The sequence below is a fragment of the Pseudomonas sp. Marseille-Q7302 genome, from assembly GCF_965111925.1.
In genome coordinates, this window is record NZ_CBCOPK010000001.1 from 3,287,480 (window position 1) to 3,311,458 (window position 23,979).

The 23,979-nt window shown below is 64.5% G+C and carries 22 protein-coding genes and 1 tRNA gene; 13 read left to right on the forward strand and 10 right to left on the reverse strand.

Annotated features, from left to right (window positions below; translation table 11 throughout):
* The 4 genes from hisC to uvrB all read right to left on the reverse strand — a co-directional run bounded on the left by hisC (nucleotide 1) and on the right by uvrB (nucleotide 5,259).
* Entirely contained in the window at nucleotides 1-1,113 is a 1,113-nt protein-coding gene (hisC, locus tag ACWPW1_RS15345; RefSeq protein WP_454253352.1) for a histidinol-phosphate transaminase, read from the reverse strand.
* Between the two features lie 159 nt (nucleotides 1,114-1,272).
* Nucleotides 1,273-1,473 carry a hypothetical protein gene (locus ACWPW1_RS15350; protein WP_454253353.1) on the reverse strand — a complete coding sequence of 67 codons (201 nt, stop codon included), beginning with the start codon at nucleotides 1,471-1,473 and terminating at the stop codon, nucleotides 1,273-1,275.
* 213 nt (nucleotides 1,474-1,686) lie between these two features.
* On the reverse strand, nucleotides 1,687-3,168 hold the full coding sequence (gene gltX, locus ACWPW1_RS15355; RefSeq protein ID WP_454253354.1) for a glutamate--tRNA ligase: 1,482 nt from the start codon (nucleotides 3,166-3,168) through the stop codon (nucleotides 1,687-1,689).
* Nucleotides 3,169-3,249: 81 nt separating this feature from the next.
* Nucleotides 3,250-5,259, reverse strand: coding sequence for an excinuclease ABC subunit UvrB (gene uvrB, locus ACWPW1_RS15360; RefSeq protein ID WP_059315571.1), 2,010 nt, complete (start codon nucleotides 5,257-5,259; stop codon nucleotides 3,250-3,252).
* Nucleotides 5,260-5,507: 248 nt separating this feature from the next.
* Here uvrB and ACWPW1_RS15365 point away from each other — a divergent pair, with 248 nt between their 5' ends.
* Nucleotides 5,508-6,710, forward strand: a complete 1,203-nt coding sequence (locus tag ACWPW1_RS15365; protein WP_323147819.1) for an amino acid aminotransferase — start codon at nucleotides 5,508-5,510, stop codon at nucleotides 6,708-6,710.
* 82 nt (nucleotides 6,711-6,792) lie between these two features.
* Nucleotides 6,793-6,868: transfer RNA gene (locus ACWPW1_RS15370), tRNA-Asn, on the forward strand.
* Between the two features lie 197 nt (nucleotides 6,869-7,065).
* On the opposite strand, the gene ACWPW1_RS15375 is transcribed toward ACWPW1_RS15370, so the two are convergent.
* Nucleotides 7,066-7,428 (reverse strand): response regulator, encoded by a 363-nt coding sequence (locus ACWPW1_RS15375; protein ID WP_059315573.1) that lies wholly within the window; start codon nucleotides 7,426-7,428, stop codon nucleotides 7,066-7,068.
* A 263-nt stretch (nucleotides 7,429-7,691) separates the two neighbouring features.
* On the opposite strand from ACWPW1_RS15375, the gene ACWPW1_RS15380 reads away from it, so the two are divergent.
* The 3 genes from ACWPW1_RS15380 to ACWPW1_RS15390 all read left to right on the forward strand — a co-directional run bounded on the left by ACWPW1_RS15380 (nucleotide 7,692) and on the right by ACWPW1_RS15390 (nucleotide 9,739).
* A complete protein-coding gene (locus tag ACWPW1_RS15380; protein ID WP_454253355.1) occupies nucleotides 7,692-8,705 on the forward strand; it encodes a sensor histidine kinase in 1,014 nt (337 codons plus the stop codon).
* Nucleotides 8,706-8,783: 78 nt separating this feature from the next.
* Nucleotides 8,784-9,122 carry a zinc ribbon domain-containing protein YjdM gene (locus ACWPW1_RS15385; protein WP_313648959.1) on the forward strand — a complete coding sequence of 113 codons (339 nt, stop codon included), beginning with the start codon at nucleotides 8,784-8,786 and terminating at the stop codon, nucleotides 9,120-9,122.
* Between the two features lie 74 nt (nucleotides 9,123-9,196).
* Nucleotides 9,197-9,739: an invasion associated locus B family protein gene (locus ACWPW1_RS15390; protein ID WP_059315576.1), complete on the forward strand. Its 543-nt coding sequence runs from the start codon at nucleotides 9,197-9,199 to the stop codon at nucleotides 9,737-9,739.
* A 6-nt stretch (nucleotides 9,740-9,745) separates the two neighbouring features.
* Here the strand turns inward: ACWPW1_RS15390 and ACWPW1_RS15395 are convergent, their stop codons facing one another.
* From ACWPW1_RS15395 to ACWPW1_RS15415, 5 genes are all read right to left on the reverse strand, one after another.
* Nucleotides 9,746-10,804: a Gfo/Idh/MocA family protein gene (locus tag ACWPW1_RS15395; RefSeq protein ID WP_454253356.1), complete on the reverse strand. Its 1,059-nt coding sequence runs from the start codon at nucleotides 10,802-10,804 to the stop codon at nucleotides 9,746-9,748.
* Between the two features lie 62 nt (nucleotides 10,805-10,866).
* Complete coding sequence (locus ACWPW1_RS15400; RefSeq protein WP_271655485.1) at nucleotides 10,867-11,604, reverse strand: hypothetical protein; 738 nt, start codon at nucleotides 11,602-11,604, stop codon at nucleotides 10,867-10,869.
* 156 nt (nucleotides 11,605-11,760) lie between these two features.
* The gene (locus tag ACWPW1_RS15405) at nucleotides 11,761-12,519 is read right to left on the reverse strand and encodes an SDR family NAD(P)-dependent oxidoreductase (RefSeq protein ID WP_454253357.1); all 759 of its coding nucleotides are present in this window, start codon (nucleotides 12,517-12,519) and stop codon (nucleotides 11,761-11,763) included.
* Between the two features lie 231 nt (nucleotides 12,520-12,750).
* Entirely contained in the window at nucleotides 12,751-14,244 is a 1,494-nt protein-coding gene (locus ACWPW1_RS15410; protein ID WP_454253358.1) for a CoA-acylating methylmalonate-semialdehyde dehydrogenase, read from the reverse strand.
* A 58-nt stretch (nucleotides 14,245-14,302) separates the two neighbouring features.
* Nucleotides 14,303-15,649, reverse strand: coding sequence for an aminotransferase class III-fold pyridoxal phosphate-dependent enzyme (locus ACWPW1_RS15415; RefSeq protein ID WP_454253359.1), 1,347 nt, complete (start codon nucleotides 15,647-15,649; stop codon nucleotides 14,303-14,305).
* 349 nt (nucleotides 15,650-15,998) lie between these two features.
* Between ACWPW1_RS15415 and ACWPW1_RS15420 the strand changes: the two genes are divergently transcribed.
* The 8 genes from ACWPW1_RS15420 to ACWPW1_RS15455 all read left to right on the forward strand — a co-directional run bounded on the left by ACWPW1_RS15420 (nucleotide 15,999) and on the right by ACWPW1_RS15455 (nucleotide 23,965).
* On the forward strand, nucleotides 15,999-16,844 hold the full coding sequence (locus ACWPW1_RS15420; protein WP_454253360.1) for a transporter substrate-binding domain-containing protein: 846 nt from the start codon (nucleotides 15,999-16,001) through the stop codon (nucleotides 16,842-16,844).
* Between the two features lie 55 nt (nucleotides 16,845-16,899).
* On the forward strand, nucleotides 16,900-17,721 hold the full coding sequence (locus tag ACWPW1_RS15425; protein ID WP_454253361.1) for an amino acid ABC transporter ATP-binding protein: 822 nt from the start codon (nucleotides 16,900-16,902) through the stop codon (nucleotides 17,719-17,721).
* Between the two features lie 10 nt (nucleotides 17,722-17,731).
* Nucleotides 17,732-18,403 (forward strand): amino acid ABC transporter permease, encoded by a 672-nt coding sequence (locus tag ACWPW1_RS15430; RefSeq protein WP_017642043.1) that lies wholly within the window; start codon nucleotides 17,732-17,734, stop codon nucleotides 18,401-18,403.
* Nucleotides 18,404-18,410: 7 nt separating this feature from the next.
* Nucleotides 18,411-19,076 carry an amino acid ABC transporter permease gene (locus tag ACWPW1_RS15435; RefSeq protein ID WP_454253931.1) on the forward strand — a complete coding sequence of 222 codons (666 nt, stop codon included), beginning with the start codon at nucleotides 18,411-18,413 and terminating at the stop codon, nucleotides 19,074-19,076.
* A 25-nt stretch (nucleotides 19,077-19,101) separates the two neighbouring features.
* On the forward strand, nucleotides 19,102-19,980 hold the full coding sequence (locus tag ACWPW1_RS15440) for a dihydrodipicolinate synthase family protein (protein ID WP_017642041.1): 879 nt from the start codon (nucleotides 19,102-19,104) through the stop codon (nucleotides 19,978-19,980).
* A 194-nt stretch (nucleotides 19,981-20,174) separates the two neighbouring features.
* A complete protein-coding gene (locus tag ACWPW1_RS15445; RefSeq protein ID WP_434774592.1) occupies nucleotides 20,175-21,434 on the forward strand; it encodes an FAD-dependent oxidoreductase in 1,260 nt (419 codons plus the stop codon).
* Between the two features lie 13 nt (nucleotides 21,435-21,447).
* On the forward strand, nucleotides 21,448-22,929 hold the full coding sequence (locus ACWPW1_RS15450; protein ID WP_454253362.1) for an aldehyde dehydrogenase family protein: 1,482 nt from the start codon (nucleotides 21,448-21,450) through the stop codon (nucleotides 22,927-22,929).
* A 10-nt stretch (nucleotides 22,930-22,939) separates the two neighbouring features.
* Nucleotides 22,940-23,965 carry a proline racemase family protein gene (locus tag ACWPW1_RS15455; protein WP_454253363.1) on the forward strand — a complete coding sequence of 342 codons (1,026 nt, stop codon included), beginning with the start codon at nucleotides 22,940-22,942 and terminating at the stop codon, nucleotides 23,963-23,965.
* Nucleotides 23,966-23,979: the final 14 nt, after the last annotated feature.

Below are 23,979 nucleotides of genomic sequence, written 5' to 3' on the forward strand. Positions count from 1 at the left end.
TCAGCCACGCCCCAGCACCTTGCCCAGTGCTACCAGGAAGCGGGCGTTTTCCGCCTCGGTACCGATGGAGACGCGCAGGAAGGTCGGCATGCCGTAACCGGCAACGGGGCGAACGATGACGCCTTCCTGCAGCAGGCCCTGGTTGATCGGCCCGGCATCACGACCCAGGTCGACGGCGATGAAATTGCCGCGTGAAGGAATCCATGCCAGGCCGAGGTCGCGAAAACCCGCTTCCAGCTGGGCCATGCCGGCGTCGTTCAGGGCGCGGCTGCGGGCCAGGTAGTCGCTGTCGGCCAAGGCCGCACAGGCCGCGGCCTGGGCCAGGCTGTTCACGTTGAACGGCTGGCGTACCCGGTTGAGGACATCGGCCACGGTCGGCGAGGAGAAGGCATAGCCCACGCGCAAGGCGGCCAGGCCATAGGCCTTGGAGAAGGTCCGCGACACCACGAGGTTGGGATACTGCGCGAGGAAGGCCAGGCCGTCCGGCAGCTCGTTGCCTTCGGCGTATTCGATGTAGGCCTCGTCCAGCACTACCAGGACGTGTTCGGGCACGCGGGCGAGGAAGCGGGCCAGGGCTTCGCTGTCGAACCAGGTGCCGGTGGGGTTGTTCGGGTTGGCGACAAAGACCACCCGGGTGTCGGCATCGATGGCGGCCAGCATGGCGTCGAGGTCATGACCGTAGTCCTTGGCCGGGACGCTGCGACCTTCCGCACCGATGGCCAGGGTCACCAGCGGATAGACGGCGAAGGCATGCTCGCTGAACACGGCGTTGTAGCCGGGTGCCAGGTAGGCTCGGGCGACCAGTTCGAGAATGTCGTTGGAGCCGTTGCCCAGGGTGATGCCATTGGCGGCCACGCCGAAGCGCTTGCTCAGGGCCTGCTTGAGGTCGAAGCCGCCGCCATCGGGATAGCGGGTCAGGTCGGCCAGCTCGGCGCGGATGGCTTCGAGGGCCTTGGCACTCGGGCCGAGGGGATTCTCGTTGCTGGCGAGCTTGACGATGCTGGCGGGCGCCATACCCAGCTCGCGGGCCAATTCATCGACAGGCTTGCCGGGCACGTAGGGCGAAAGTTTCTGTACGCCGGGAAGGGCTTGCGCCAGGAAATCGCAGCTCATGGAGACCTCTTCAACTTGCGATGACGACGGCCGGGCCGCCGAAAATGGGCGCCATCTTAAAGCCAAGGCGGGTCGCGGACCAATCGAAGTTGCGATCGCGCGACGGAAAGCCCGTAGTCGATCCCACTGTAACGACCTGCGCGAGGATCGATCGCCGGGTCAGATAAGGATCGCGGCGGCCAGGAGGGAAATGAGAATGGCGCCGGACTCGACAACGAACCGGGCCAGGTGAACGCTCAGGCAAGCGATACCCTTCCGCACCTTGCCCACCCACCAACCGTAGCGCTGCTGCAAAGAGTGCACAACGATGTTGATACCACCAAGACTGGCATGATAACGAAGGCGAATCAGCACCGGCATGCCTTGGGGACCGCGGCCTCGCGCGGCCGGGATTGGTCCGGCGAGCAGGAATACGGGCGTCGCGGTCGCCGGAATGAAGGTCCAGCCTAGGCGTCGTACCGCCAGCCAATCTGGCTTCCAGGCCAGTGTGGTGCGGAGGAGTCTTGGAGGTCATGTGGCCATCCTGGCGCGAAAAACAAGCCGACCCCAACGACGGGGTCGGCCGGAGGGCTGTCAGCCGAGTTCGGTCAGCAGCTTCTCCCACTCCTTGGTTTCTTTCTTGGAGGGTGCGCCCAGCAGCTCGACCGCCTGCCGCAAGCGGAAGCGCGTGAGGTCCGGACCCAAGATTTCCATGGCGTCCAGCACCGAGACCGAGCTGGCCTGGCCGGTAATGGCGGCGAACAGCAGCGGCATCACGTCACGCAGCTTGAGCTGCTGGTGCTCGGCGACGGCCTGGATCATCGCGGTGATGCGTTCCTTGTCCCACTGGCGCAGGGCTTCGAGCTTCCACAGCAGCAGTTGCATGACCAGGCGGACCTGGTCGGCGGACAGCTTCTTGTGCTGGAACAGCGCCGGATCCAGATTGAGCGCACCGCTGAAGAAGAAGCCGGCCAGCGGGGCGATCTGGCTGAAAGTCTCGACGCGCTGCTGCACCAGGGGTGCGATCTTGAGCAGGTAGTCGGGATTGAGCGCCCACTGCTGCACCTCGGCGGCGAAGCGCTCGGGGCTCAGTTCGCGCAGCCACTGGCCGTTGAGCCAGGAGAGCTTCTCGACGTCGAAGATCGGACCGCCCAGGGACACACGCTGGAGGTCGAAATGCTCGACCATCTCGTCCAGGGTGAATTTCTCGCGCTCGTCGGGCATCGACCAGCCCATGCGTCCAAGGTAGTTGAGCATGGCTTCCGGCAGGTAGCCCATGCGCTGGTAGAAGGTCACCGAGGTGGGATTCTTGCGCTTGGAAAGCTTGCTCTTGTCCGGATTGCGCAGCAGCGGCATGTAGCAGAGCTGGGGCTGCTCCCAGCCGAAGTACTCGTAGAGCTTGATCAGCTTGGGTGCCGAAGGCAGCCACTCTTCGCCGCGCAGGACGTGGGTGATGCCCATCAGGTGGTCGTCGACCACGTTGGCGAGGAAATAGGTGGGCAGGCCGTCGGCCTTCATCAGCACCTGCATGTCCATGCGATCCCAGGGGATCTCGACATCGCCGCGCAGCAGGTCGGGGACGACGCAGACGCCCTCCTCCGGCACCTTCATGCGGATCACATAGGGCTGACCCGCGTCCAGGCGCTGTTGCACCTCGTCCTGGCTCAGGCGCAGGCCGCGACCGTCGTAGCGCGGGGTTTCACCACGCGCCTGCTGTTCGGCACGCATCTGGTCGAGTTCTTCCGGAGTAGCGAAGCAGTAGAAGGCGTGGCCCTTCTCCACCAGCTCCCGGGCGTACTTCCAGTAGATCTCGCCGCGCTCGCTCTGCCGATAGGGGCCATGGGGACCGCCAACATCCGGGCCCTCGTCCCACTCGATGCCCAGCCAGCGCAGGGCATCATAGATCTGCTGTTCGGACTCGCGGGTCGAGCGAACCTGGTCGGTATCCTCGATACGCAGGATGAACTGACCGCCGTGCTGACGGGCGAAGCAGAGATTGAACAGGGCGATATAGGCGGTACCGACATGCGGGTCGCCGGTGGGCGACGGCGCGATGCGCGTGCGAACGGTGGTCATCGGCTTTCTCGAAAAACGCGAAGGGACAAAGGTGGAATGGTAGCAGCGCCGGGGTCAGCGCTGCCAGTTGAGCCCATCACCTTAAACCTGGACCAGGCGCTCGCGGAGCGCCTGTATCTCGTCGCGCAGCTGGGCTGCGGACTCGAACTGCAGGTCGCGCGCCAATTGCAGCATCTTCTCTTCGAGCTGACGGATGCGCTTGCCGATCTCGCTGGGCGAGCGCAGTTCGGCGGCATATTCGCCCTTGTCCTCGGCAGCCTTGGCCACGCGACGCTTGCCCTTACCGCCCGGCGCGGCGGCGCCTTCCATGATGTCGCGGATGTCCTTCTTGATGCCCTGGGGCACGATGCCGTGCTCTTCGTTGAACGCCAGCTGCCGGTTGCGGCGGCGCTCGGTCTCGTCGATGGCGCGCTGCATGGAGCCGGTCATGTTGTCGGCATAGAGGATGGCCTTGCCGTTGAGGTTACGCGCCGCCCGGCCGATGGTCTGGATCAGCGAGCGCTCGGAACGCAAGAAGCCCTCCTTGTCGGCGTCCAGCACCGCCACCAGGGAGACCTCGGGCATGTCCAGGCCTTCGCGCAAGAGGTTGATGCCCACCAGCACGTCGAAGGTACCCAGGCGCAGGTCGCGGATGATCTCCACCCGCTCAACGGTGTCGATGTCCGAGTGCAGATAGCGCACCCGCACATCGTGATCGGCCAGGTAGTCGGTGAGGTCCTCGGCCATGCGCTTGGTCAGGGTGGTACAGAGCACCCGCTCCTCCTGGGCCACGCGCAGGCGGATCTCGGAGAGCAGATCGTCCACCTGGGTGGTGGCCGGACGGATCTCGATGATGGGGTCGACCAGGCCGGTGGGCCGCACCACCTGCTCGATCACGCGGCCGGCATGTTCTTCCTCGTAAGGGCCGGGGGTGGCCGAAACGAAGATGGTCTGGGGCGCGCCGGCCTCCCACTCCTCGAACTTGAGCGGTCGGTTGTCCAGCGCCGAGGGCAGGCGAAAGCCGTATTCCACCAGGGTTTCCTTGCGCGAGCGGTCACCCTTGAACATGGCGCCGATCTGCGGAACGGTGACGTGGGATTCGTCGATCACCAGCAGGGCATTGCTCGGCAGGTAGTCGTAGAGGGTAGGCGGGGGCTCGCCCGGACCACGCCCCGACAGGTAGCGGCTGTAGTTCTCGATGCCGTTGCAGTACCCCAGTTCGAGGATCATCTCCAGGTCGAAGCGAGTACGCTGCTCCAGGCGCTGGGCTTCGAGCAGACGATTCTGGCTGCGCAGCCATTCGAGGCGGTCGGCGAGCTCCAGCTTGATGTTCTCGATGGCGCCCAGCAGGGTCTCGCGCGGCGTGGCGTAGTGGGTCTTGGGATAGAAGGTGAAGCGCGGCAACTTGCGGATCACCTCGCCGGTCAACGGATCGAAGGCCGACAGACTCTCCACCTCGTCGTCGAACAGCTCGATGCGCACCGCTTCCAGGTCGGATTCCGCCGGGAAGATGTCGATGACGTCGCCACGCACGCGAAAGGTGGCGCGGGCGAATTCCATGTCGTTACGGCTGTACTGCAACTCGGCCAGCCGGCGCAGGATGGTGCGCTGGTCGATGCGATCGCCGCGATCCAGGTGCAGGACCATCTTCAGGTAGGCCTCGGGACTGCCCAGGCCGTAGATGGAGGACACCGAGGCGACGATGATGGCGTCCTTGCGTTCCAGCAGCGCCTTGGTAGCAGAGAGGCGCATCTGCTCGATGTGGTCGTTGATGGACGAGTCCTTCTCGATGAAGGTGTCCGACGAGGGCACATAGGCTTCCGGCTGGTAGTAGTCGTAGTAGGAGACGAAGTATTCCACCGAGTTGTTCGGGAAGAAGGCCTTGAATTCGCCATAGAGCTGGGCGGCCAGGGTCTTGTTCGGCGCCAGCACCATGGTCGGGCGCTGCACCTGGGCGATGACGTTGGCGATGCTGAAGGTCTTGCCCGAGCCGGTCACGCCGAGCAGGGTCTGGTGCGACAGGCCCGCCTCCAGGCCTTCCACCATCTGGCGAATGGCTTCGGGCTGGTCGCCGGCCGGGGTGTAGCGGGTGGAAAGCTGGAATGCGGACATGGCTGCCTCAGTAGCGCGGAAATGCACGGACACCACCACGCTGACGCAAGGTCAGGGCGGTGTGGACGAGGAAAAGGCTGGAAGCCCCTAGATGAGGTCGCATGCGCCCCTTTGCAATCCGCCTGCGGCGCCGCACGTCAGGAAATCTCCTATCGAGGTCGGGTCGCGATGGTGCCTGCAGGGGGGCTATACTCCTGGTTCCTAAGCGTTCCGCCCTTCCCTTCACCCCTCATTCGAGCCCCTGCCCCATGAGTTTGTTCTCCGCCGTCGAAATGGCACCCCGCGACCCCATCCTTGGCCTGAACGAGGCCTATAACGCCGACGCCCGTCCGCACAAGGTCAATCTGGGCGTGGGGGTCTACTACGACGAGCAGGGCCGCATTCCGTTGCTGCGCGCCGTGGCCGAGGCCGAGAAGCAGCGCGTGGCCGCCCAGGCGCCGCGTGGCTACCTGCCCATCGAGGGCATCGCCGCCTACGACCAGGCCGTGCAGCACCTGCTGTTCGGTGCCGAATCGAGTCTGGTGCGCGAAGGTCGCGCCATCACCGTGCAGGCGGTCGGCGGTACCGGCGCCCTGAAGATCGGTGCCGACTTCCTCAAGCGCCTGCTACCGGACGCCGTGGTCGCCATCAGCGATCCGAGCTGGGAAAACCACCGCGCCCTGTTCGAGAGCGCCGGCTTTCCCGTGCAGAACTATCGCTATTACGACGCCGCCAGCAATGGCCTGAATCGCGAAGGCTTCCTGGCCGATCTCAAGGCATTGCCAGAGCGCTCGGTTGTGGTGTTGCACGCCTGCTGCCACAACCCCACTGGCGTGGATCTGCAGCCGGCCGACTGGCAAGCGGTGCTGGACGTGGTCAAGGCGCGCAACCTGGTGCCCTTCCTCGACATCGCCTACCAGGGCTTTGGCGACGGCATCGAGGAAGACGCCCAGGCCGTACGCCTGTTCGCCGATTCCGGCCTGACCTTCCTGGTGTCCAGCTCCTTCTCCAAATCCTTCTCGCTGTACGGCGAGCGGGTCGGCGCCCTGACCCTGGTCAGCGAGAGCCGCGAGGAAAGCGCCCGGGTGCTATCGCAGGTCAAGCGGGTGATCCGCACCAATTACTCCAACCCACCGACCCATGGCGCCACCATCGTCGCCACTGTGCTGAGCAATCCCGAGCTGCGCGCCCTGTGGGAAGCCGAACTGGGGGAAATGCGCCAGCGCATCCGCACCATGCGTAACGCCCTGGTGGAAGGCCTGGCCGCTGCCGGCGCCACCCGCGACTTCGCCTTCGTCAACGCCCAGCGCGGCATGTTCTCCTACTCCGGCCTGACCGCCGAGCAGGTCGAGCGGCTGAAGAGCGAATTCGGCATCTATGCGGTCAGTACCGGACGCATCTGCGTGGCCGCGCTGAACGAGCGCAATCTGCAGCCCACCATCCAGGCCATCGCCGCGGTATTGAAGGGCTGACGAAGAGCTTTCGGCGGCCCGTTTTTCTGGTGCCGCCGAGGCTTGACTTCCCGTTATCTATCAGTAAGATACGCCCCGTTGTTCCGCGATAGCTCAGTCGGTAGAGCAAATGACTGTTAATCATTGGGTCCCTGGTTCGAGTCCAGGTCGCGGAGCCAAAATCTGAAAAAGCCCGTAGCGGGTAACCGCTACGGGCTTTTTGTTTGGGTGCGATTTTCATCGTGTAGACGCTGTACCACCTCGGCTGTCAGGGAAGATCCGCGACTATCCCTCGCTGTTTCGCAAAGACCTTGGGGCCCCAGCGATTCGCCATGTGGCTCAGGATCAACGCGACCGCAGTCGCCCAGACAGCGAGCTACTGCGTAACGGGCTGGGGACAACTACGGTGCAGCATCTCCAGATCCCAGGGCTTGGGCAGAAAGGTGGCACGAGCCGCAGAAGCCGGATTTTCGTCGCAATAGCCCGAGGTGATGACGATGGGCAGGCCCGCCTGGCGGTCACGTGCCTGAAGTGCCAGATCGACACCGCTCAGCAGGCCCGGCATCCGCACATCGGTAAAGAGCAGATCCAGCGTGGGCTGCGCTTCCTGCAGGAAGGCACAGGCCGCGTCGGCACTGCCGAAGGCATCCACCTGATAACCCCAGCCTTCGAAAAGCTCCTGCAATAGCTCTCGCAGAACAGGCTCATCCTCGGCGACTAGCACACGCTGGCGATTCATGAGCGGATCCTGTGATTGAAAGATTTGCAATGGTTTGACCATAGCAATTCGCTAGCGTCCTCAGCTATACGACCAAGGGCACTGTTGTACAAGAAAGGTACCCGCCTGGTCCGCGAGTCGACGAAACGGCTGAAGCGGTCCAAGTCTTGTACAGGATGCCGCCGTCGGACCGGGCAAAGGCGCCTTTGATGCGCCCGCCCCCCTAAGCGAGACGGCTTTGCGTTAAGCTTGCGCCGCCGTTATCTACACCACAGGTTAGAGCCTTGGATCCGTCGTCTCGTCGTCATTGGATCAGCGATCTCAGCAGTACGATCCGAGCTCGTCCGGCGCAGGCTTACGGCCTCGCTCTACTGGCCTTCGCCCTGGCCTTGGGCGCACGTTTCGCCCTGGCCGATATCCTGATGCAGGGCTTTCCTTACCTGACCTTCTTTCCGGCGGTGATCCTGACCGCCTTCTTCTGCGGCACGCGTGCCGGCGTCCTCTGTGCAATGCTTTCCGGTCTCGCGGCCTGGTACTTCTTCATTCCTCCGGGCTGGACCTTCGATGTCGGTGCCCAGGGCTTTCTGGCCCTGGCCCTCTACGTCGTCATCGTCGGAGTGGACATCGCGCTGATCCACTACATGCATACGGCCAGTGCCCGCTTGCGCGCCGAGCAGCAGGTGATCCACGACCTCTACAACGTCCAGACGACGATGTTCCAGGAATTGCAGCACCGGGTGGCCAACAACATCCAGTTCATCGCCTCGCTGCTCATGCTGCAGCAGCTCAAGCTGCCCGGTGACAGCCAGGCCTCCCAGGCCCTGGAAGAGGCGCGCTCGCGACTGGAAAGCATCTCGCGCATTCATCGGCGCCTGCACGACCCCGCCGATGCCGACCAGCCAGTGGCTCACCACCTGCAGCTGCTCACCAGCGATCTGCTGGCCGCGGCAGGACAGTCCAATGTGTCCTGCGCCATCAACGCCGAGCCGCTGAATTTCGATCTCTCGCGCCTGACCACCCTGTCGATGCTGGTGGCGGAAGTGGTCACCAATTCCCTCAAGCATGCCTTCGAGGACAGCCAGCGCGGCCTGATCAGCATCAGCCTGCAACGTGAAGAAGATCAGCGCCTGCTGCTGCGTATCGCCGACAACGGTCGGGGCATGCCGCAGCAGTTCAATCCGCGCACCAGCCAGCGCCTGGGCTTCAAGATTATCAACAGCCTGGCCGAGCAGCTCGGTGGCGAGGCGCGCTATCGAAATGACAATGGCACCGTCGTCGAGGTGCAGCTCGTAGCCTAGAGGCGGAGGCGTACCCAGGCACCAGACAGGGCAAAAACCCTATACAATGCGCGGCTTTTCCAGCCAGGTGCCCCCGCCATGACCGCTCTACCGCCCTGCCCCCTCTGCGCATCCGAATACACCTATGCCGACGGTGATCAATTGATCTGCCCGGAATGCGCCCATGAATGGACGCCCGGTGAGGCCGGCGCCGGCGATGAAACAAAGGTGATCCGCGATGCCGTCGGCAACCCTCTGCAGGACGGCGACACCGTCAGCGTGATCAAGGACCTCAAGGTCAAGGGCTCGTCCCTGGTGGTCAAGGTCGGCACCAAGGTCAAGAACATCCGCCTGGTCGATGGCGATCACGACATCGACTGCAAGATCGATGGCATCGGTGCGATGAAGCTCAAATCCGAGTTCGTCAAAAAGGTCTGATCGTCGTACCGGGGTGTTCGCTGGCGGAGCGATGGCCTACCCTTGAGGCTCTTTTTCCCTGCCAAGGACTCTCCATGTCTTATCGCTTCCTCCGCCCGGCCCTGTTCCTTGCGCCTCTGCTGCTCGCCGGCCAGGCCTTCGCCCAGTCGGCGCCCAACAACGCCCAGGAACCGCAGCCGTCGGTCACGGAGAAGTATGGCGACTGGCAGGTGATCTGCCGCATCGCCCGCAACGCGGAGCGCTCCGCGCAGCTCTGCGCCCTGACCCAGCAGAAGGACAGCGCCAAGGGCCAGCGCATGCTGGTCACTGAACTGCGCCCCAATCGCGAAGGCGTGGACGGCATCCTGGTGCTGCCGTTCGGCGTGGCCGTGACCAAGCCGATCTCGCTGCAGATCGACAAGCGCAGCCTGGAGAATCGCCCCTTCCATACCTGCATTCCCCAGGGCTGCGTGGTGCCGGTGGAGTTCGTCGGCGATGTCTTCAAGCAGCTGCAGCGCGGCGGTCGCCTGACCGTGACCACGCCGGTCGCCAATGGCGAGACCGCCAGCGAAAGCCTGTCGCTCAAGGGGTTCTCCAAGGCCTACGACCGGGCCAAGGAACTGACCAAGCCGCTGTAAGGACCTCTAGTCTGGCAAGGGTGCTGCCGGGTGCTGCGCCGTGCCGCTGGCGGCGGCACGCTCCACGGCGGCCACCAGCGCCAGGGTACGGGCGGCATCCTCGGCACTGACCAGGGGGGCCTCCAATCCCCGCGCGACCCGCACGAAGTGCTCCAGCTGCAGACGCAAGGCCTCGTCCGGGGTCGCGGCCCGCATCTCTGCTCCAAGCGGCTGGTGCCAGCCGGCGCCCGGCTCGGCATAGTGCCAGAGGCGCAGCTGCGGCACGCTCAGGGCGCCTTCGGTTCCGGCGAAGAGGTAGCAGGACTGGTCCGGCTGGTGGGGATAGACCGGATTCTCGCCACTGGTGAGCTCCCAGCTCCAGGGCGCGACGGCGCCGTCACTGGCGGTGAGACTGCCCAGGGCGCCGCTCTCGAATTGCAGGCTGATCACGGCACTGTCGGCATTGGCGTAGCCGCGCAGGGCGTTGTCGGCGAAAGCCTGGACCTGGTGCACCTCGCCACAGAGATGACGCAGCAGGTCGAGGTCATGGATCAGGTTGGTGAGCAGCATCCCGGCCCCCGCTTCGCGGCGCCAGGCACTCTCGAAATAGCACTCAGGCTTCTGCAGTTGCCACAGCGCGGTGACGGTGACCAGACGGCCAAGCACGCCCTTGCGCAACAATTCATGAGCCCTGGCGATCAGCGGATTGTGACGACGATGATGACCGACCAGCAGTGCCACGCGCCGGTCGCGCTGGGCGTGCAGCAGCTGAGCCACCTCTTCTGACGTGGTCCCCACGGGCTTCTCCAGCAGCAGCGGGATGCCGAGGACTAAGCAATCAAGGGCGGTGGCGACGTGCAGGGCATTGGGATTGGCGACGATCACCGCTTCCGGGCGCACGGTTTCCAGCAGCTGGCGATGATCGCGGAAATGCGGCACGGCCCATTGCGGGGCGAGCTCGGCCGCCATCGGATCGGGATCGGCCAGGCCGCACAGCCGAGCACTCGGCACGGATTGAAGATGATGCAGATGCTGGCGGCCCATGTTGCCGGCGCCGATGAGGGCGATGCGCAAGGCAGCGACCATGAGAGAACCTCTTGTTATGGTTGTGAAGTCTCTCGACTCTAAGGGACGCCCTGTCGAAGGCGCTACTGCACCGGCAGGAAATTGAGGAACAGCAGACTCTGGGCGTAGTTGACGCCGATGCGCCGGTAGCGTTCGTCCAGCAACTGGGCGAGCAGGTCCAGCCGGGCGACGATCTTGCCGAACTCGGTGGCGAAGCTGAGGTTGCTGCCCTCCTCCGAGATCTCGTTGGCGAACAGCAGGGGTTCGCCGTCGGCATTCTTGCGCTGGCCCAGCAGCCAGGTGGCCTTCTCGATGTTGCGGGCGGCGTTGTTGACGAAGCGCGCATTCACCACATCGGTGATGTAGAACTCGGTGCGATTGCCATGGGCCGCGATGATCATGCTGCCAATGGCGTAGATGAAGGCGCCGACACGGTCGCCGTGATAGTCGTCGTCCAGCACGTAGCTCAGGGCCGCCACATCGCGTCGACCGCCCAGGGCCGGCAGGCTGCGGCGCTGCTCGATGGCCGTGCGGATCTCCCGCTCGGCGCTGGCGGCATCGGGCAGGCCGGTCTTCTTCCACTCGGCCGGATTGCGCAGATAGAGCTTGTTCATCAGCAGGTACAGGCTCTGCAGATTGGCCTGCATGGCAAGGGTAGCCATGCGATCGGAGCTGGTCTGTAGGAATTCGCTGGGGCGGGTCTTGCCGAATTGCTGGGCGATATCCTGGGCGGCCTGACGGCTGCAGCCGGTAAGACTCGCGAGCAAGAGGCCAATCACACACCCGAGACGGGCGACGGCTGTGAAGGTAGGGGCAGGCATGGAAGCTTCGGCAATGGAGGGCAGCCGAAGGGTAAAGCCTTCCTTGGCCGGCCTGCTGTGCGGCAGGCCAAGGAATGGGTTTTTCCAACCTTCAGGCGTGCTACGGAAAACGAATAGCGGTGCCGCCTCACTGCACGGGTGAAGATGCAGGCATCGTTATCGGATGTAACTCGCACCATTGATATCAAGAGTGGCGCCGTTTAATGAGCGCTGCGAAGTCCGTAGAACAAAGGCTACCAACTCGGCAAGTTCTTCCAGTGCAACAGCCCGGCCTATCGGAATATCCCGCGTCACAGCTTGCTGACCATGAATAGCCATGAAGCTTTCTGCCATTTCGGTACCCACCCAGCCAGGCGCTATAGCCACAGCAGTGATCCCGTCAGCGCCGAATGAGGTAGCAATGGATTTGGTCAGATTGATGAGTGCCGCTTTCGACGCCCCATACTGCATGGCATCAGCGGAATAGCCCCGCTGCCCGGCCCGGCTTGCCATATTGACGATGCGGCCACCTCCGTTCGACCTGAAATGGATTATGGCCTCCTTGCATAGGTCCGCAGCGGCAAAGAAATTGATCTGAAACTCTCTCCGCCAAGTCCTCTGCCATTCCGCAGGGGCAGCCTCCACCGAAACCTCGTTGCGGACACCGGCATTATTCACCAAGGCATCTATACGACCCGTGATCGCCATAGCTTGGTGCCACAACTCAAGAGGCCCACCCTCGGTTCCTAGGTCGCCACAAACAAGATGCCCAGCGCCACCGATACTGGCGAGCAGATGCTCGGCACGTCCTTTATCTCTACTGTAATGGATGATGACCTCGCCCCCTTGGCCAGCTATCTGCCGAACGATGGCCCCTCCAATGTCGCCAGATGCGCCAGTGACCAATACCGTCTGACCAAGCAAGGGTTTGTTCATCTTTTTCTCAGGCAATAAGCGTCTGAACAGAAAGCATGCACTGGGTGGCACGCTGCTCCACCAGCCAAGACAGGGAGCGTCCAGCCTTGACTGGAGCCATAGCCGTCGAGGAAGTCCATGCGCGAGAAGAAGCTTCAATTCGCCTCAAATCAACTGCCAGCAGGACGTTGGAGAGTGCTGACGCCGCAAAGCTGGCGCCTGTGACGCCAGCTTTGCCATCACCCGCTTGACTCAGCCGTTGCTGGGGAAGGCGAACTGCGAGGCCTCATGGGTCTCACGTTGCGGCCAGCGCTGGGTGATGGTCTTGCGACGGGTGTAGAAGCGCACGCCGTCGGGGCCATAGGCGTGAAGGTCGCCGAACAGCGATCTCTTCCAGCCGCCGAAGCTGTGGTAGGCCACCGGCACCGGCAGCGGCACGTTGATGCCGACCATGCCTACTTCGATCTGGTCGGCGAACAGCCGGGCCGCTTCGCCATCGCGGGTGAAGATGCAGGTGCCGTTACCGTATTCGTGGGCGTTGATCAGGGCGACGCCCTCTTCCAGGCTCCTGACCCGTACCACGCAGAGTACCGGCCCGAAGATCTCCTCCTTGTAGATGCGCATCTCCGGGGTGACCTGATCGAACAGGCAGCCGCCGAGGAAGAAGCCGTCCTCGTGATCGGCGACCTTGAGGCTGCGGCCGTCCACCACCAGCTTGGCACCCGTGGCCACGCCATCGGCGACGTAGCCGGTGACCTTGTCCAAGTGCGCGCCGGTCACCAGCGGGCCCATGTCCAGGCCACATTGGGTGCCCGGACCGACCTTGAGTTTCTCGATCTCCGGTACCAGGCGGGCAATCAGCGCATCGGCGACCTGATCACCGACGCAGACCGCCACCGAGATGGCCATGCAGCGCTCGCCGCAAGAGCCGTAGGCGGCACCCATCAGGGCATTGACGGTGTTGCCCAGGTCGGCGTCCGGCATGACCACCGCGTGGTTCTTGGCGCCGCCCAGGGCCTGGACGCGCTTGCCCTTGGCCGTGCCGCGGGCATAGATGTACTCGGCGATGGGGGTGGAGCCGACGAAGCTCAGTGCCTTGACCTCGGGTGCGTCGATCAGGCCGTCCACGGCTTCCTTGTCGCCATGCACCACGTTGAGCACGCCCTTGGGCAGACCAGCTTCTTCGAACAGCTGGGCGATGGCCAGGGTGGAACTGGGGTCGCGCTCGCTGGGCTTGAGGATGAAGGTATTGCCGCAGGCGATGGCCAGCGGATACATCCACAGGGGCACCATGGCCGGGAAGTTGAAGGGGGTAATGCCGGCGACAACGCCCAGGGGCTGGAAGTCGGACCAGGTGTCAATGCTGGGACCGGCATTGCGGTTGTACTCACCCTTGAGCAGCTCGGGGGCGGCAGTGGCGTATTCGACGTTCTCGATGCCGCGACGCAATTCGCCGGCGGCGTCTTCCAGGGTCTTGCCGTGCTCCTCGCTGATCAACTGGACCAGGCGCTCTTCGTTGCTCTCCAACAGTTGCTTGAAGCGGAACAGCACCTGGGCGCGCTTGGCCGGCGGGGTGTTGCGCCAGGCCGGAAAGGCGGCCTGGGCGGCATCGATGGCCTGTTGCAGGGTGGCGGCATCGGCCAGGGGCACTTCGCGGATCACCGCGCCAGTGGAAGGGTTGTAGACCGGCGCGCGGCGGCTGCCACCGTCGACCAGCTGGCCGCCGATGAGATGCTTGAGACTCATGAAGGGACTCCTTGTACGAGAGGTTGGCGCTCCCTAGGGGAGCGCCAGAAAAGGGAAATCAGTCGAGGCGGTTGAGGACGTCACCGACGGCGGCGAAGACGCGATCCAGGTCCTCGGGCTTGGCATTGAAGGTAGGCCCGAATTGCAGGGTGTCGCCCCCGAAGCGGACATAGAAGCCGGCCTTCCACAGGGCGATACCGGCCTCATAGGGGCGGATCACCGCATCGCCATCGCGCGGCGCGAGCTGCAGGGCACCGGCCAGGCCGCAGTTGCGGATGTCCACCACGTGCTTGGCACCCTTGAGGCCATGCAGCGAGGCTTCGAACATCGGCGCCAGCTCGGCGGCCTGTTGTACGAGGTTCTCCCGCTCCATGAGCTCCAGCGCCGCTAGTCCCGCGGCGCAAGCCACCGGGTGGGCCGAATAGGTGTAGCCGTGGGGAAACTCCACGATGTGCTCCGGCGTGGCCTGATTCATGAAGGTGTCATAGATGGCGCTGCTGGCGATTACCGCCCCCAGGGGTACGGCGCCATTGGTGACCTGCTTGGCGACGTTCATCAGGTCTGGCGTCACGCCGAAGTATTCGGCGCCGGTGTGACGTCCCATGCGGCCAAAGGCAGTGATGACCTCGTCGAAGATCAGCAGGATGTCGTGCTGGGTACAGATCTCGCGCAGGCGTTGCAGATAGCCCACCGGCGGCACGATCACCCCGGCCGAACCTGACATGGGCTCGACGATGACGGCGGCGATGTTCGAGGCATCGTGCAGTTCGATCAGCTTGAGCAGTTCATTGGCCAGCTCGACGCCACCGGTCTCGGCCATGCCCCTGGTGAAGGCCATGCCGGGTTGCAGGGTATGGGGCAGGTGGTCGACGTCCATGAAGGAGCCGTACATCTTCCGATTGCCGCCGATGCCGCCCAGGCTGGTACCGGCGATGTTGACGCCATGGTAGCCACGGGCACGACCGATCAGCTTGGTCTTGGCCGGCTGACCCTTGATGCGCCAGTAGGCCCGCGCCAGCTTGACCGAGGTATCGGCGCTCTCGGAACCCGAGCCGGTGAAGAAGACGTGGTCCAGACCCGCCGGGGTCAGCTCGGCCATCTTCTCGGCCAGCTGGAAGGACAGCGGATGGCCGTACTGGAAGCCTGGCGAGTAGTCGAGGGTGCCCAGCTGACGCGCCACGGCCTCCTGGATTTCCTTGCGCGAATGCCCGGCGCCGCAGGTCCAGAGACCGGACAAGCTGTCATAGATGCGCCGTCCCTGATCGTCCGTCAGCCAGCTGCCCTCGGCGGCCACTACGATGCGTGGATCCTTCTGGAAGGCACGATTGGCGGTGAAGGGCATCCAGTGGGCGCGCAGATTGAGCTGGGCGGAGACGGGCGGGGAAACGGTCAGCGGCTGGTTCATGACAGGGCCTCGGGCGGGACGATGAGCCTGCAGAATGCGCCGCGTCTTGCGTGAGTTAAATGGCTTTTTTCTTGCGCTTGAATTTATAAAAACTCACGCAACTCAGGTATCGGGCGTCTGCAAAATTTCTTTCCTCCACCTCTCACCATCGTTTTATATCGAGAAAACAACGCCTTACCTCGTCTTTGCAGCCGAGGCCCGCTTTGGCAGTCCGCTCCTTCGATGACGAAGGTCGTTGACAGCCCGATTTCGCCACTCCTAATCTGCATGCAGCGCTGAATACAACGACACACACAAAAAAGCTTTTTTGCCTCCTGCCTATAACAATCGTCCAAATGGAGTAGCAGCTATGGCTCGGCGTCTATCGCGTTCGCAATCCCTTCGTGCAGTCCTGGGTAGTCTGGCAATCGCCGGCGCCCTGCTCTGGCAGCCAGCCGCTCGGGCCGAGCAGGCCGGCGTGTGGCAGCAGGTCCAGAAAGCCGGCGTCTTGAAATGCGGGGCCGCAGTCGCCGCGCCCTATGTGATGCGCGATGCCGCCTCGGCGAAATACAGCGGCTACTTCGTCGATCTGTGCCGTGACTTCGGCGAGCGGGTGCTCAAGGTCAAGGTGGAGTTCGTCGACACCAACTGGGACAACCTGGTCGCCGGCCTGCAGGGCGGCAAGTGGGATCTGGCCATGGCACTCAACCAGACCCCCGAGCGGGCCCTGGCCGTGGCCTTCAGCACGGCCGCCACCGACTATCAGATCTCGCTGTTGCTGAACAAGGACAACCCCAAGCTGGCCCAGGCCGGCGAGACCTTGGCGGACTACGACAAACCCGGCGTGACCTTCGCAGTGATGTCCGGTACGGCCGCGGACAAGGCGATCTCCGCCGTCATCAGGCAAGGGACCGTGATGCGTCTGCCCGGTATGGACGAGACACGTCTGGCGGTGATGTCGCGCCGCGCCGACGTGCTGGTCGACGCCAGCGACACCAATCACCTCTTCGCCATCGCCAACCCCACCTGGGCCAAAGAAGTAATGCCCAAGCCGGCGCTGGCCAAGCAGGGCGTGGCCTTCGGCGTGCGCCGCGACATTTCCTGGGCCGACATGCAGGTGCTGAACATCTATCTCACCCAGCGTCGCGAGACGGGTGAGATCGCCGCCCTCGTGGACAAGGCCTCCGAGCAGGTCAACGCCCAGAAAGCCCCGTAATCCGCCGCTGAGACAAAGGACTCGTCCTGACGAGTCCTTACCGGAGTTCGCCCCTATGAAAGCCGTTTCCATCATGCCGACGCCCCTTGCCACCACCGCACCGGAGGCCCGCCCGGGTCCCGATGGCTTCGTCCAGTTCCAGCACGTGTGCAAGAGCTATGGCCCGGATCTCAAGGTCATGGACGACTTCTGCCTGGACATGCGTGCCGACGACCGTCTGGTGATCATCGGCCCGAGTGGCAGCGGCAAGAGTTCGCTGCTGCGCGTGATGATGGGGCTGGAAAGCATCCAGGACGGCCGCATCCACTTCCAGGGCCAGCCCTATATAGAAGGTCGCAACGGACGCAGTCAGGTGCTGGATCGAGAACTGCACCGGCAGATCGGCATGGTCTTCCAGCACTACACCCTGTTTCCCCACCTGTCGGTGCTGGGCAATCTGGTCCTGGCGCCCATGAAAGTGCGCGGGCTGTCCCGCGCGGAAGCCACCGAAAAGGCCCGGCTGTACCTCGCCCGCCTGGGCCTGGAAAACAAGCTGCACGCCTACCCCAGCCAGCTCTCGGGTGGCCAGAAGCAGCGGGTCGCCATCGCCCGCGCGCTGATGCTGGAACCGGCGCTGATGCTCTTCGACGAGGTCACCTCCGCCCTCGACCCGGAAATGGTGATCGAGGTGCAGAACGTGATGCTGCAGCTGGCCGAGCAGCGCATGGCGATGATCATCGTCACCCACGACATGCATTTCGCCAAGCACATCGCGACCCGCGTGGTGTTCTGCGCCAACGGCCGGCCGGTCGAGGAAGGCCCGCCCGAGGAACTGTTCCGCCGTCCACGCGAGCCCCGTACCCGGGAATTCCTGGAAAAGGTCCTGCACCTGGATTGAGGACGGCGCCATGAACTACCAATTCGACTTCCATTTCCTCAACGGCACCCTGGGCCCGCTCTGGCAGGGCCTCAAGGTGACCCTGCAACTCGCCCTGGCCGCCAATCTCATGGGCCTGGTGCTGGGTTTCCTGCTGTGCCTGCTGACCCTGAATCGCTGGCGCCTGGTACGGCTGCCCGCCCAGCTGTTCATCGAGTTCTTCCGCTGCACCCCGGTCCTGCTGCAGATCGTCTGGTTCTTCTATTGCGTGCCCATGCTGTTCAACGTCTTCGTCGACCCCATCACCATGGGCGTGCTGGCGCTGGGCCTGAACCTCACCGCCTTCAATGCCGAGGCCTACCGCGCCGGCGTTCAGGCCGTGCCGCGCGAACATCTGGACGCCAGCGTCGCACTCGGCCTGGGACCGCTGAACCGTACCCTCTATGTGGTGCTGCCGCAGGCGCTGCGCAGCGCCCTGCCGGTACTGATGACCAATGGCATCGGCATCCTCCAGCAGAGCGCCCTGGTCGCCATCGTGGCCGTGGCCGACCTGATGTACATCGGCAAGTCCATCGCCACCGAAGCCTATCGCCCGCTGGAAACCTACTCGCTGATCGCCCTGATCTACTTCGCCCTGTCCCTGCCGATCGCCCAGCTGGTGCGGTTCGTCGAACGCCGCCAAGACGCGGCCCTGGAGCGCTGAGATGGATATGCACCTCGACTTCTCCGTCGTCCTCGGCTACTGGCAGGTGCTGCTCAAGGGTCTGGGGCTGACCTTGACCATCACCCTCGGCTGCGCCCTGGTGGGCAGCCTGCTGGGCTTCGGGCTGAGCCTGGTCCAGCTGGCACCCAGTCGCCTGCTGCGGGCGCCGGTCCGGCTCTATGTGGAGTTCTTTCGCGGCACGCCATTACTGATCCAGCTCTTCTGGGTGTTCTTCTGCTTTCCCGTGGTGTTCGGCCTGTCGATCTCGCCCTATGTGTCGGTAGTGATCTCCCTGACCCTGTTCATGGCAGCCATCACCAGCGAGACCTTTCGCGGCGCCCTCAAGTCCATCGCCGGCGAACAGCACGATGCCTGCGTGGCCCTCGGCCTGGCGCCCGGGGTGAAGGTGCTCTATGTGATCTTTCCCCAGGCGCTGCTGCGCGCCATACCGCCGCTGCTCTCGAACGTCATCAGCCTGTTCAAGGAAAGCGCCCTGATCTCCTCGGTCGGGGTGGCGGACCTGATGTTCGTCGGCCAGAACCTTTCCAACAGCACGGCGCGACCGGTCGAGTTCCTCTCGGCGGTCGCCGTCATCTACTTCTGCATCGCCTTTCCCCTGACCCGTCTGGTCGGCCTCGTCGAGGCCCGGCTGCTGAGACGCTTCGCCTACTGAACCCCCATCCCGAAGAGGTAACTCCATGAACATGCACGGCATCCTTCCCGCTCTCGTAACCCCGTTCGACAAAGCTGGCAAGGTCGATTGCGCGACGCTCGCCTCCATCGTCGACTACCAACTCAAGGCTGGGGTGTCCGGCTTCGTGGCCCTGGGCTCCACCGGCGAGTACTACGCCCTCGACAACGCCGAACGCCGCCTGGTCCTGCAGACGGTCAAGGAGGTAGCCGAAGGCAAGGGCACCCTGATCGCCAACTGCAACGGTGCCAGCACCCGTGAGGTGATCGAGCAGATTCGCCAGGCCATCGAATGCGGCTTCAGCAACATCCTGCTGGCCCCGCCCTTCTATGCCCTGCCGACCCAGGAAGAGCTGATCAACCATTATCAGGTCGTGCTGGACACCTTCGCCGACATCAACGTCATCCTCTACAACTACCCCATCCGCACCAACGTCGAAGTCGGCACGTCGGTGCTGGAAGCCTTTCGCGATCACCCGCGCGTCATCGGCATCAAGGAAAGCTCCGGCAATCTGTTGCGCGCCATCGAGATCGGCGAGACCTTCAAGGGCGCCTACCAGTTGTCCTGCGGCTCGGATGACCAGGCACTGGACTTCTTCCTGTGGGGCGCCACCAGCTGGATCTGCGGGCCGGCCAACTGTTTCCCGGATCAGATCGTCGCCTTCCACAAGGCCTTCACCGCCGGCGACATCCAGGGGGCTCAGGCGGTCATGCGTTCGCTGTTCCCGGTGATGGCGAGCATGGAGCAGGGCAAGTTCATCCAGAAGGTGAAGTACGGATGCGAGCTGGCCGGGTTCAACTCGGGTAACGCGCGCCTGCCGCTGTTGCCGCTGAGCGACGCCGAGAAGGCCGACTTCCGCGCCGTCTTCGAAGCCTCGCAACGCTGATGGGATAGCCCACCCCGGCGCCAAGGGGGTGGGTGGAGGATTTCCCTGAACCCCAGCTTCGGCGGCTTCACAGGCCAGGCGCCGGAAAGGCCGGAGCCATACCACGCGGGTACCGTGGAGGCGCCTTTACCCGCTCGGCGGGATGAGTCGCCATCCGGTCCGCATGACAGGTCGCCATTCAGCGAGAGAGCACTATGAACCAGGAGTCAGGCGTTCCCCGGACCGCGATAGTGGTCGGGGGCGGTATCGTCGGGGTGTGCTGCGCCCTCTGGCTGCAACGGGATGGTCTGGCGGTGACGCTGGTCGACCCTGCCGCACCAGGCGACAGCACGGCCAAGTGGAGCTGTGGCCAGATGGCCGTCAGCGAGGTGGTGCCCCTGTCCAAGCCGGGCATCCTGAAGAAGCTGCCCGGCTGGTTGCTGGACCAGCGGGGTCCGCTGGCGCTAAGGCCCAGCGCCCTACCTGGCATCCTGCCGTGGTTCCTGAGATTCCTGGCCTGCGCCCGGCCGACGCGCATCCAGGAAATCGCCGCGGAACTGGCGACCCTGACCCGCGACGTCTACCGCGACTACGGGGTACTGCTGGAGGCCTGTCCCGACCGAAGCCTGCTCGGCGAGCGGCCCATCCTCGAAGTGTTCGACACGCCTCAGGGACTGGCCCAGGAGCGTCACCACTTCGAGTTGCGCGAGCGCCTGGGTTTCCAGGTAGAAGAACTGGACGCCGCCGCCATCGCCGATCTGGAGCCGGCCTTCGCCGGTCGGTTCAGGCACGGCCTGCTGTTTCCCGATTGGCGAGCGGTCAGCGATACCGAAGGCTTCATCGCCGCCCTCACCGCCAGCTTCGAACAGGCGGGCGGCCGCCGAATTCGCGAGCGGGTGACGCGGATCGACGAACATCAGGGACAGGCCACCGGGGTCACGCTGGCCGACGGGCGCCGCCTGCCGGCCGAGCGGGTGGTCATCGCCGCGGGCAATGGCTCGCGGGCCTTTTTCGGTCAGCTCGGACTTTCGATACCCCTGGCAGGCATCGCCGGCTACCAGGTGGTGCTGCCAGAGCCCGAAGTCGAAATCCGCCACTCCACCATCTATGCCGATGGCGGCTTCTGCTTCGCGCCCATGACCCGCGGCCTGCAGATCGGCGGCACCATCGAATTCGCCGGCGAGGGCGCCAAACCCAACTTCGCCCGGGCCGACATCATTCTGGAAAAGGCCCGGCGCGTGCTGCCGCAGCTGCGGACCACGGATCTCGAATATGGCGTGGGCTATCGGCCCTTCCTGCCCGATACCAAGCCGATCATCGACCGCAGCCAGCGCCTGACCAATGTATTGCTCGCCTTCGGTCACGGTCAGCTTGGCCTGACCCTGGGTGCTACCACGGGACGGCTGATCGCCGATCTCGCCGGGGGACGCACGAGCACCCTCGATCTCCATCCTTTCCGCGCTTCGCGCTTCTGACAGGACTTCGCTGATGGTTCGCTACGACCACCTGTACATCGATGGCCACTGGGTTCGCCCGCTGCGCGGCGGCACCTTCGAGACCCTCGATCCGGCCCTTGAGACTTCCCTTGCCCAGGTCGCCGCGGCGACCGCCGAGGATATCGACCTGGCTGTCCACGCGGCCCGTCGCGCCTTCGACGAAGGCCCCTGGCCGCGGCAGAGCGGCGCCGAACGGGCGACCGTGCTGCGCCGCATCGCCGCGATGATCCGCGAGCGCCAGCAGTCACTCGCCGAGCTGGAGGTGCGCGACAATGGCAAGCCACTCCCCGAAGCCCTGTGGGACATCGGTGACGCCGCCGGCTGCTTCGATTTCTACGCCGACCAGGCCGAACGCCTGGACCGGGACCGCGAACGAACCATCGCCTTGAGCGATGCGCGCTTCAGCGCCGTCGCCCGGCAAGAGCCCATCGGGGTGGCCGGCGCCATCATCCCCTGGAATTTCCCACTGCTGATGGCGGCCTGGAAGGTCGCTCCAGCCCTGGCCGCCGGCTGCACCCTGGTGCTCAAGCCGTCGGAGCTGACTCCACTGACCGCCCTGGAACTGGCCGGCATCTGCGACCAGGCCGGATTGCCACCCGGGGTTCTCAACGTGGTCACCGGCCTGGGCGCGGACGCGGGCGCCCCGCTGGCCGAGCATTCGGCCGTCGACAAGCTGGCCTTCACCGGCAGCGTGCCCACCGGCAGCCGGATCATGCAGGCTGCCGCGCGCGACATCAAAAACATCAGCCTGGAGCTGGGTGGCAAGTCGCCCTTCGTCATCTTCGCCGACGCCGAGCTCGACGCCGCCGTCGAATGGATCCTGTTCGGCATCTTCTGGAATCAGGGCGAAGTCTGCTCGGCCACCTCGCGTGTGCTGGTGCAGCGCGACCTCTATGAGCCGCTGCTGGAACGCCTGGCGCAAGAGGCCCAGCGCATCACCATGGGACAGGGTCTGGAGGCGGGCGTGCTGCTCGGTCCGCTGGTGAGTCGCGGTCAGCACGAAAAGGTGCTCGCTGCCATCGCCCGCGGCCGCGAAGAAGGCGCTCGCCTGGTCACCGGCGGCGAGCGCCCGGCGCACCTGACCACCGGGTACTACGTGCAACCCACGGTCTTCGCCGACGTCGCCGAGGACAGCTGGATCTGGCGCGAGGAGATCTTCGGTCCGGTGGTCTGCGTGCGGCCCTTCGACGATGAAGCCGAGGCGGTACACAGCGCCAACGACTCCCGCTTCGGTCTGGCCGCCGCCGTGATGTCGCGCGACCTGGCCCGCTGCGAGCGGGTAGCCCGGGCCCTGCGCGCCGGTATCGTCTGGATCAACTGCTCGCAGCCAACCTTTACCGAGGCCCCCTGGGGCGGCTACAAACAGAGCGGCATCGGCCGCGAACTGGGGGAATGGGGCTTGCAGAACTACCTGGAAACCAAGCAGATCACCCGCTACGACAGCGACCAGCCCTGGGGCTGGTACATCAAGTAGGACAGCTACCATGCGCTGGAAGAAAACGTTGCAGCTGGCCGACGTCCATTGCGAAGGCGAGATCGGCAAGGTCATCACCGGAGGCGTGTTGGACGTGCCCGGCCGGACCATGCTCGACAAGATGAATTACCTCAACGAGGTGGACGACAGCCTGAGACGCTTGGTGACCCTGGAACCGCGCGGCTGCCTGCAGATGTCGGTCAACCTGCTGCTGCCGCCGACCCGCCCGGAAGCCCAGGCAGGGTTCATCGTGCTGCAGGCGGACAAGGCCCACCCGATGTCGGGCAGCAATTGCATCTGCGTGGTCACCGCGCTGCTGGAACTGGGCATCCTGCCGATGCAGGAGCCACAGACCACGGTCACGCTGGATACCCCGGCCGGGTTGGTAGTGGCCCAGGCCGAGTGTCGCGATGGCCGCTGCCTGAATGTCTCCCTGGACATGGTACCGGCCTTCGTCGAAGCCCTGGATCTGCAGGTGCCTACCGCCCAACATGGCACCCTGACAGTGGACATCGCCTTTGGCGGCGTCTATTACGCGCTGATCGATGTCGATCAAGTCGGGCTGAGCATCGCACCGGAGCATGCCCGAGCCCTGGCCGAACTGGGCGTGGCGCTCAAAAGCGAGATTGGGCGGCAGGTCCGTGTCCAGCATCCGCTGCTGCCCAGCGTCAACGAGATCGCCTACGTGATGTTCCGCCACCGGCTGGACGCTCGCACCTACCAGACCTGCACCACCCTGCCACCCGGGCGGGTGGATCGCTCGCCGTGCGGCACCGGCAGCTCCGCGAATCTGGCCACCCTCGCGGCGCGCGGACTGGTCAAGATAGGCGATCAGCTCACCTCACGCTCGACCATTGGTGGCGAATTCACCCTTGGTCTGCGCGGACTGACCGAGGTGGCCGGCCGGCCCGCGGTCCTGCCGCGGGTCACGGGGCGCGCCTGGCTGTATGGCCTGCAACAGCTGGGTATAGATCCCGATGACCCTCTTGCCGCCGGCTTCATGCTCAGTGACACCTGGGGCGCGGGCTTCGGTTAGCGCAGCAGGTGCGA

Excerpts from the sequence above, each read along its gene's own strand:
- ACWPW1_RS15425 (WP_454253361.1), top strand. The coding sequence starts at position 16,900 with ATGAAAGCCGTTTCCATCATGCCGACGCCCCTTGCCACCACCGCACCG.
- ACWPW1_RS15420 (WP_454253360.1), top strand. The coding sequence starts at position 15,999 with ATGGCTCGGCGTCTATCGCGTTCGCAATCCCTTCGTGCAGTCCTGGGT.
- ACWPW1_RS15410 (WP_454253358.1), bottom strand. The coding sequence starts at position 14,244 with ATGAGTCTCAAGCATCTCATCGGCGGCCAGCTGGTCGACGGTGGCAGC.
- ACWPW1_RS15440 (WP_017642041.1), top strand. The coding sequence starts at position 19,102 with ATGAACATGCACGGCATCCTTCCCGCTCTCGTAACCCCGTTCGACAAA.
- uvrB (WP_059315571.1), bottom strand. The coding sequence starts at position 5,259 with ATGTCCGCATTCCAGCTTTCCACCCGCTACACCCCGGCCGGCGACCAG.
- ACWPW1_RS15430 (WP_017642043.1), top strand. The coding sequence starts at position 17,732 with ATGAACTACCAATTCGACTTCCATTTCCTCAACGGCACCCTGGGCCCG.
- ACWPW1_RS15450 (WP_454253362.1), top strand. The coding sequence starts at position 21,448 with ATGGTTCGCTACGACCACCTGTACATCGATGGCCACTGGGTTCGCCCG.
- ACWPW1_RS15405 (WP_454253357.1), bottom strand. The coding sequence starts at position 12,519 with ATGAACAAACCCTTGCTTGGTCAGACGGTATTGGTCACTGGCGCATCT.
- ACWPW1_RS15365 (WP_323147819.1), top strand. The coding sequence starts at position 5,508 with ATGAGTTTGTTCTCCGCCGTCGAAATGGCACCCCGCGACCCCATCCTT.
- ACWPW1_RS15350 (WP_454253353.1), bottom strand. The coding sequence starts at position 1,473 with ATGCCGGTGCTGATTCGCCTTCGTTATCATGCCAGTCTTGGTGGTATC.
- ACWPW1_RS15400 (WP_271655485.1), bottom strand. The coding sequence starts at position 11,604 with ATGCCTGCCCCTACCTTCACAGCCGTCGCCCGTCTCGGGTGTGTGATT.
- ACWPW1_RS15415 (WP_454253359.1), bottom strand. The coding sequence starts at position 15,649 with ATGAACCAGCCGCTGACCGTTTCCCCGCCCGTCTCCGCCCAGCTCAAT.
- ACWPW1_RS15390 (WP_059315576.1), top strand. The coding sequence starts at position 9,197 with ATGTCTTATCGCTTCCTCCGCCCGGCCCTGTTCCTTGCGCCTCTGCTG.
- ACWPW1_RS15385 (WP_313648959.1), top strand. The coding sequence starts at position 8,784 with ATGACCGCTCTACCGCCCTGCCCCCTCTGCGCATCCGAATACACCTAT.
- gltX (WP_454253354.1), bottom strand. The coding sequence starts at position 3,168 with ATGACCACCGTTCGCACGCGCATCGCGCCGTCGCCCACCGGCGACCCG.
- ACWPW1_RS15395 (WP_454253356.1), bottom strand. The coding sequence starts at position 10,804 with ATGGTCGCTGCCTTGCGCATCGCCCTCATCGGCGCCGGCAACATGGGC.
- ACWPW1_RS15375 (WP_059315573.1), bottom strand. The coding sequence starts at position 7,428 with ATGAATCGCCAGCGTGTGCTAGTCGCCGAGGATGAGCCTGTTCTGCGA.
- ACWPW1_RS15455 (WP_454253363.1), top strand. The coding sequence starts at position 22,940 with ATGCGCTGGAAGAAAACGTTGCAGCTGGCCGACGTCCATTGCGAAGGC.
- ACWPW1_RS15435 (WP_454253931.1), top strand. The coding sequence starts at position 18,411 with ATGCACCTCGACTTCTCCGTCGTCCTCGGCTACTGGCAGGTGCTGCTC.
- ACWPW1_RS15445 (WP_434774592.1), top strand. The coding sequence starts at position 20,175 with ATGAACCAGGAGTCAGGCGTTCCCCGGACCGCGATAGTGGTCGGGGGC.
- hisC (WP_454253352.1), bottom strand. The coding sequence starts at position 1,113 with ATGAGCTGCGATTTCCTGGCGCAAGCCCTTCCCGGCGTACAGAAACTT.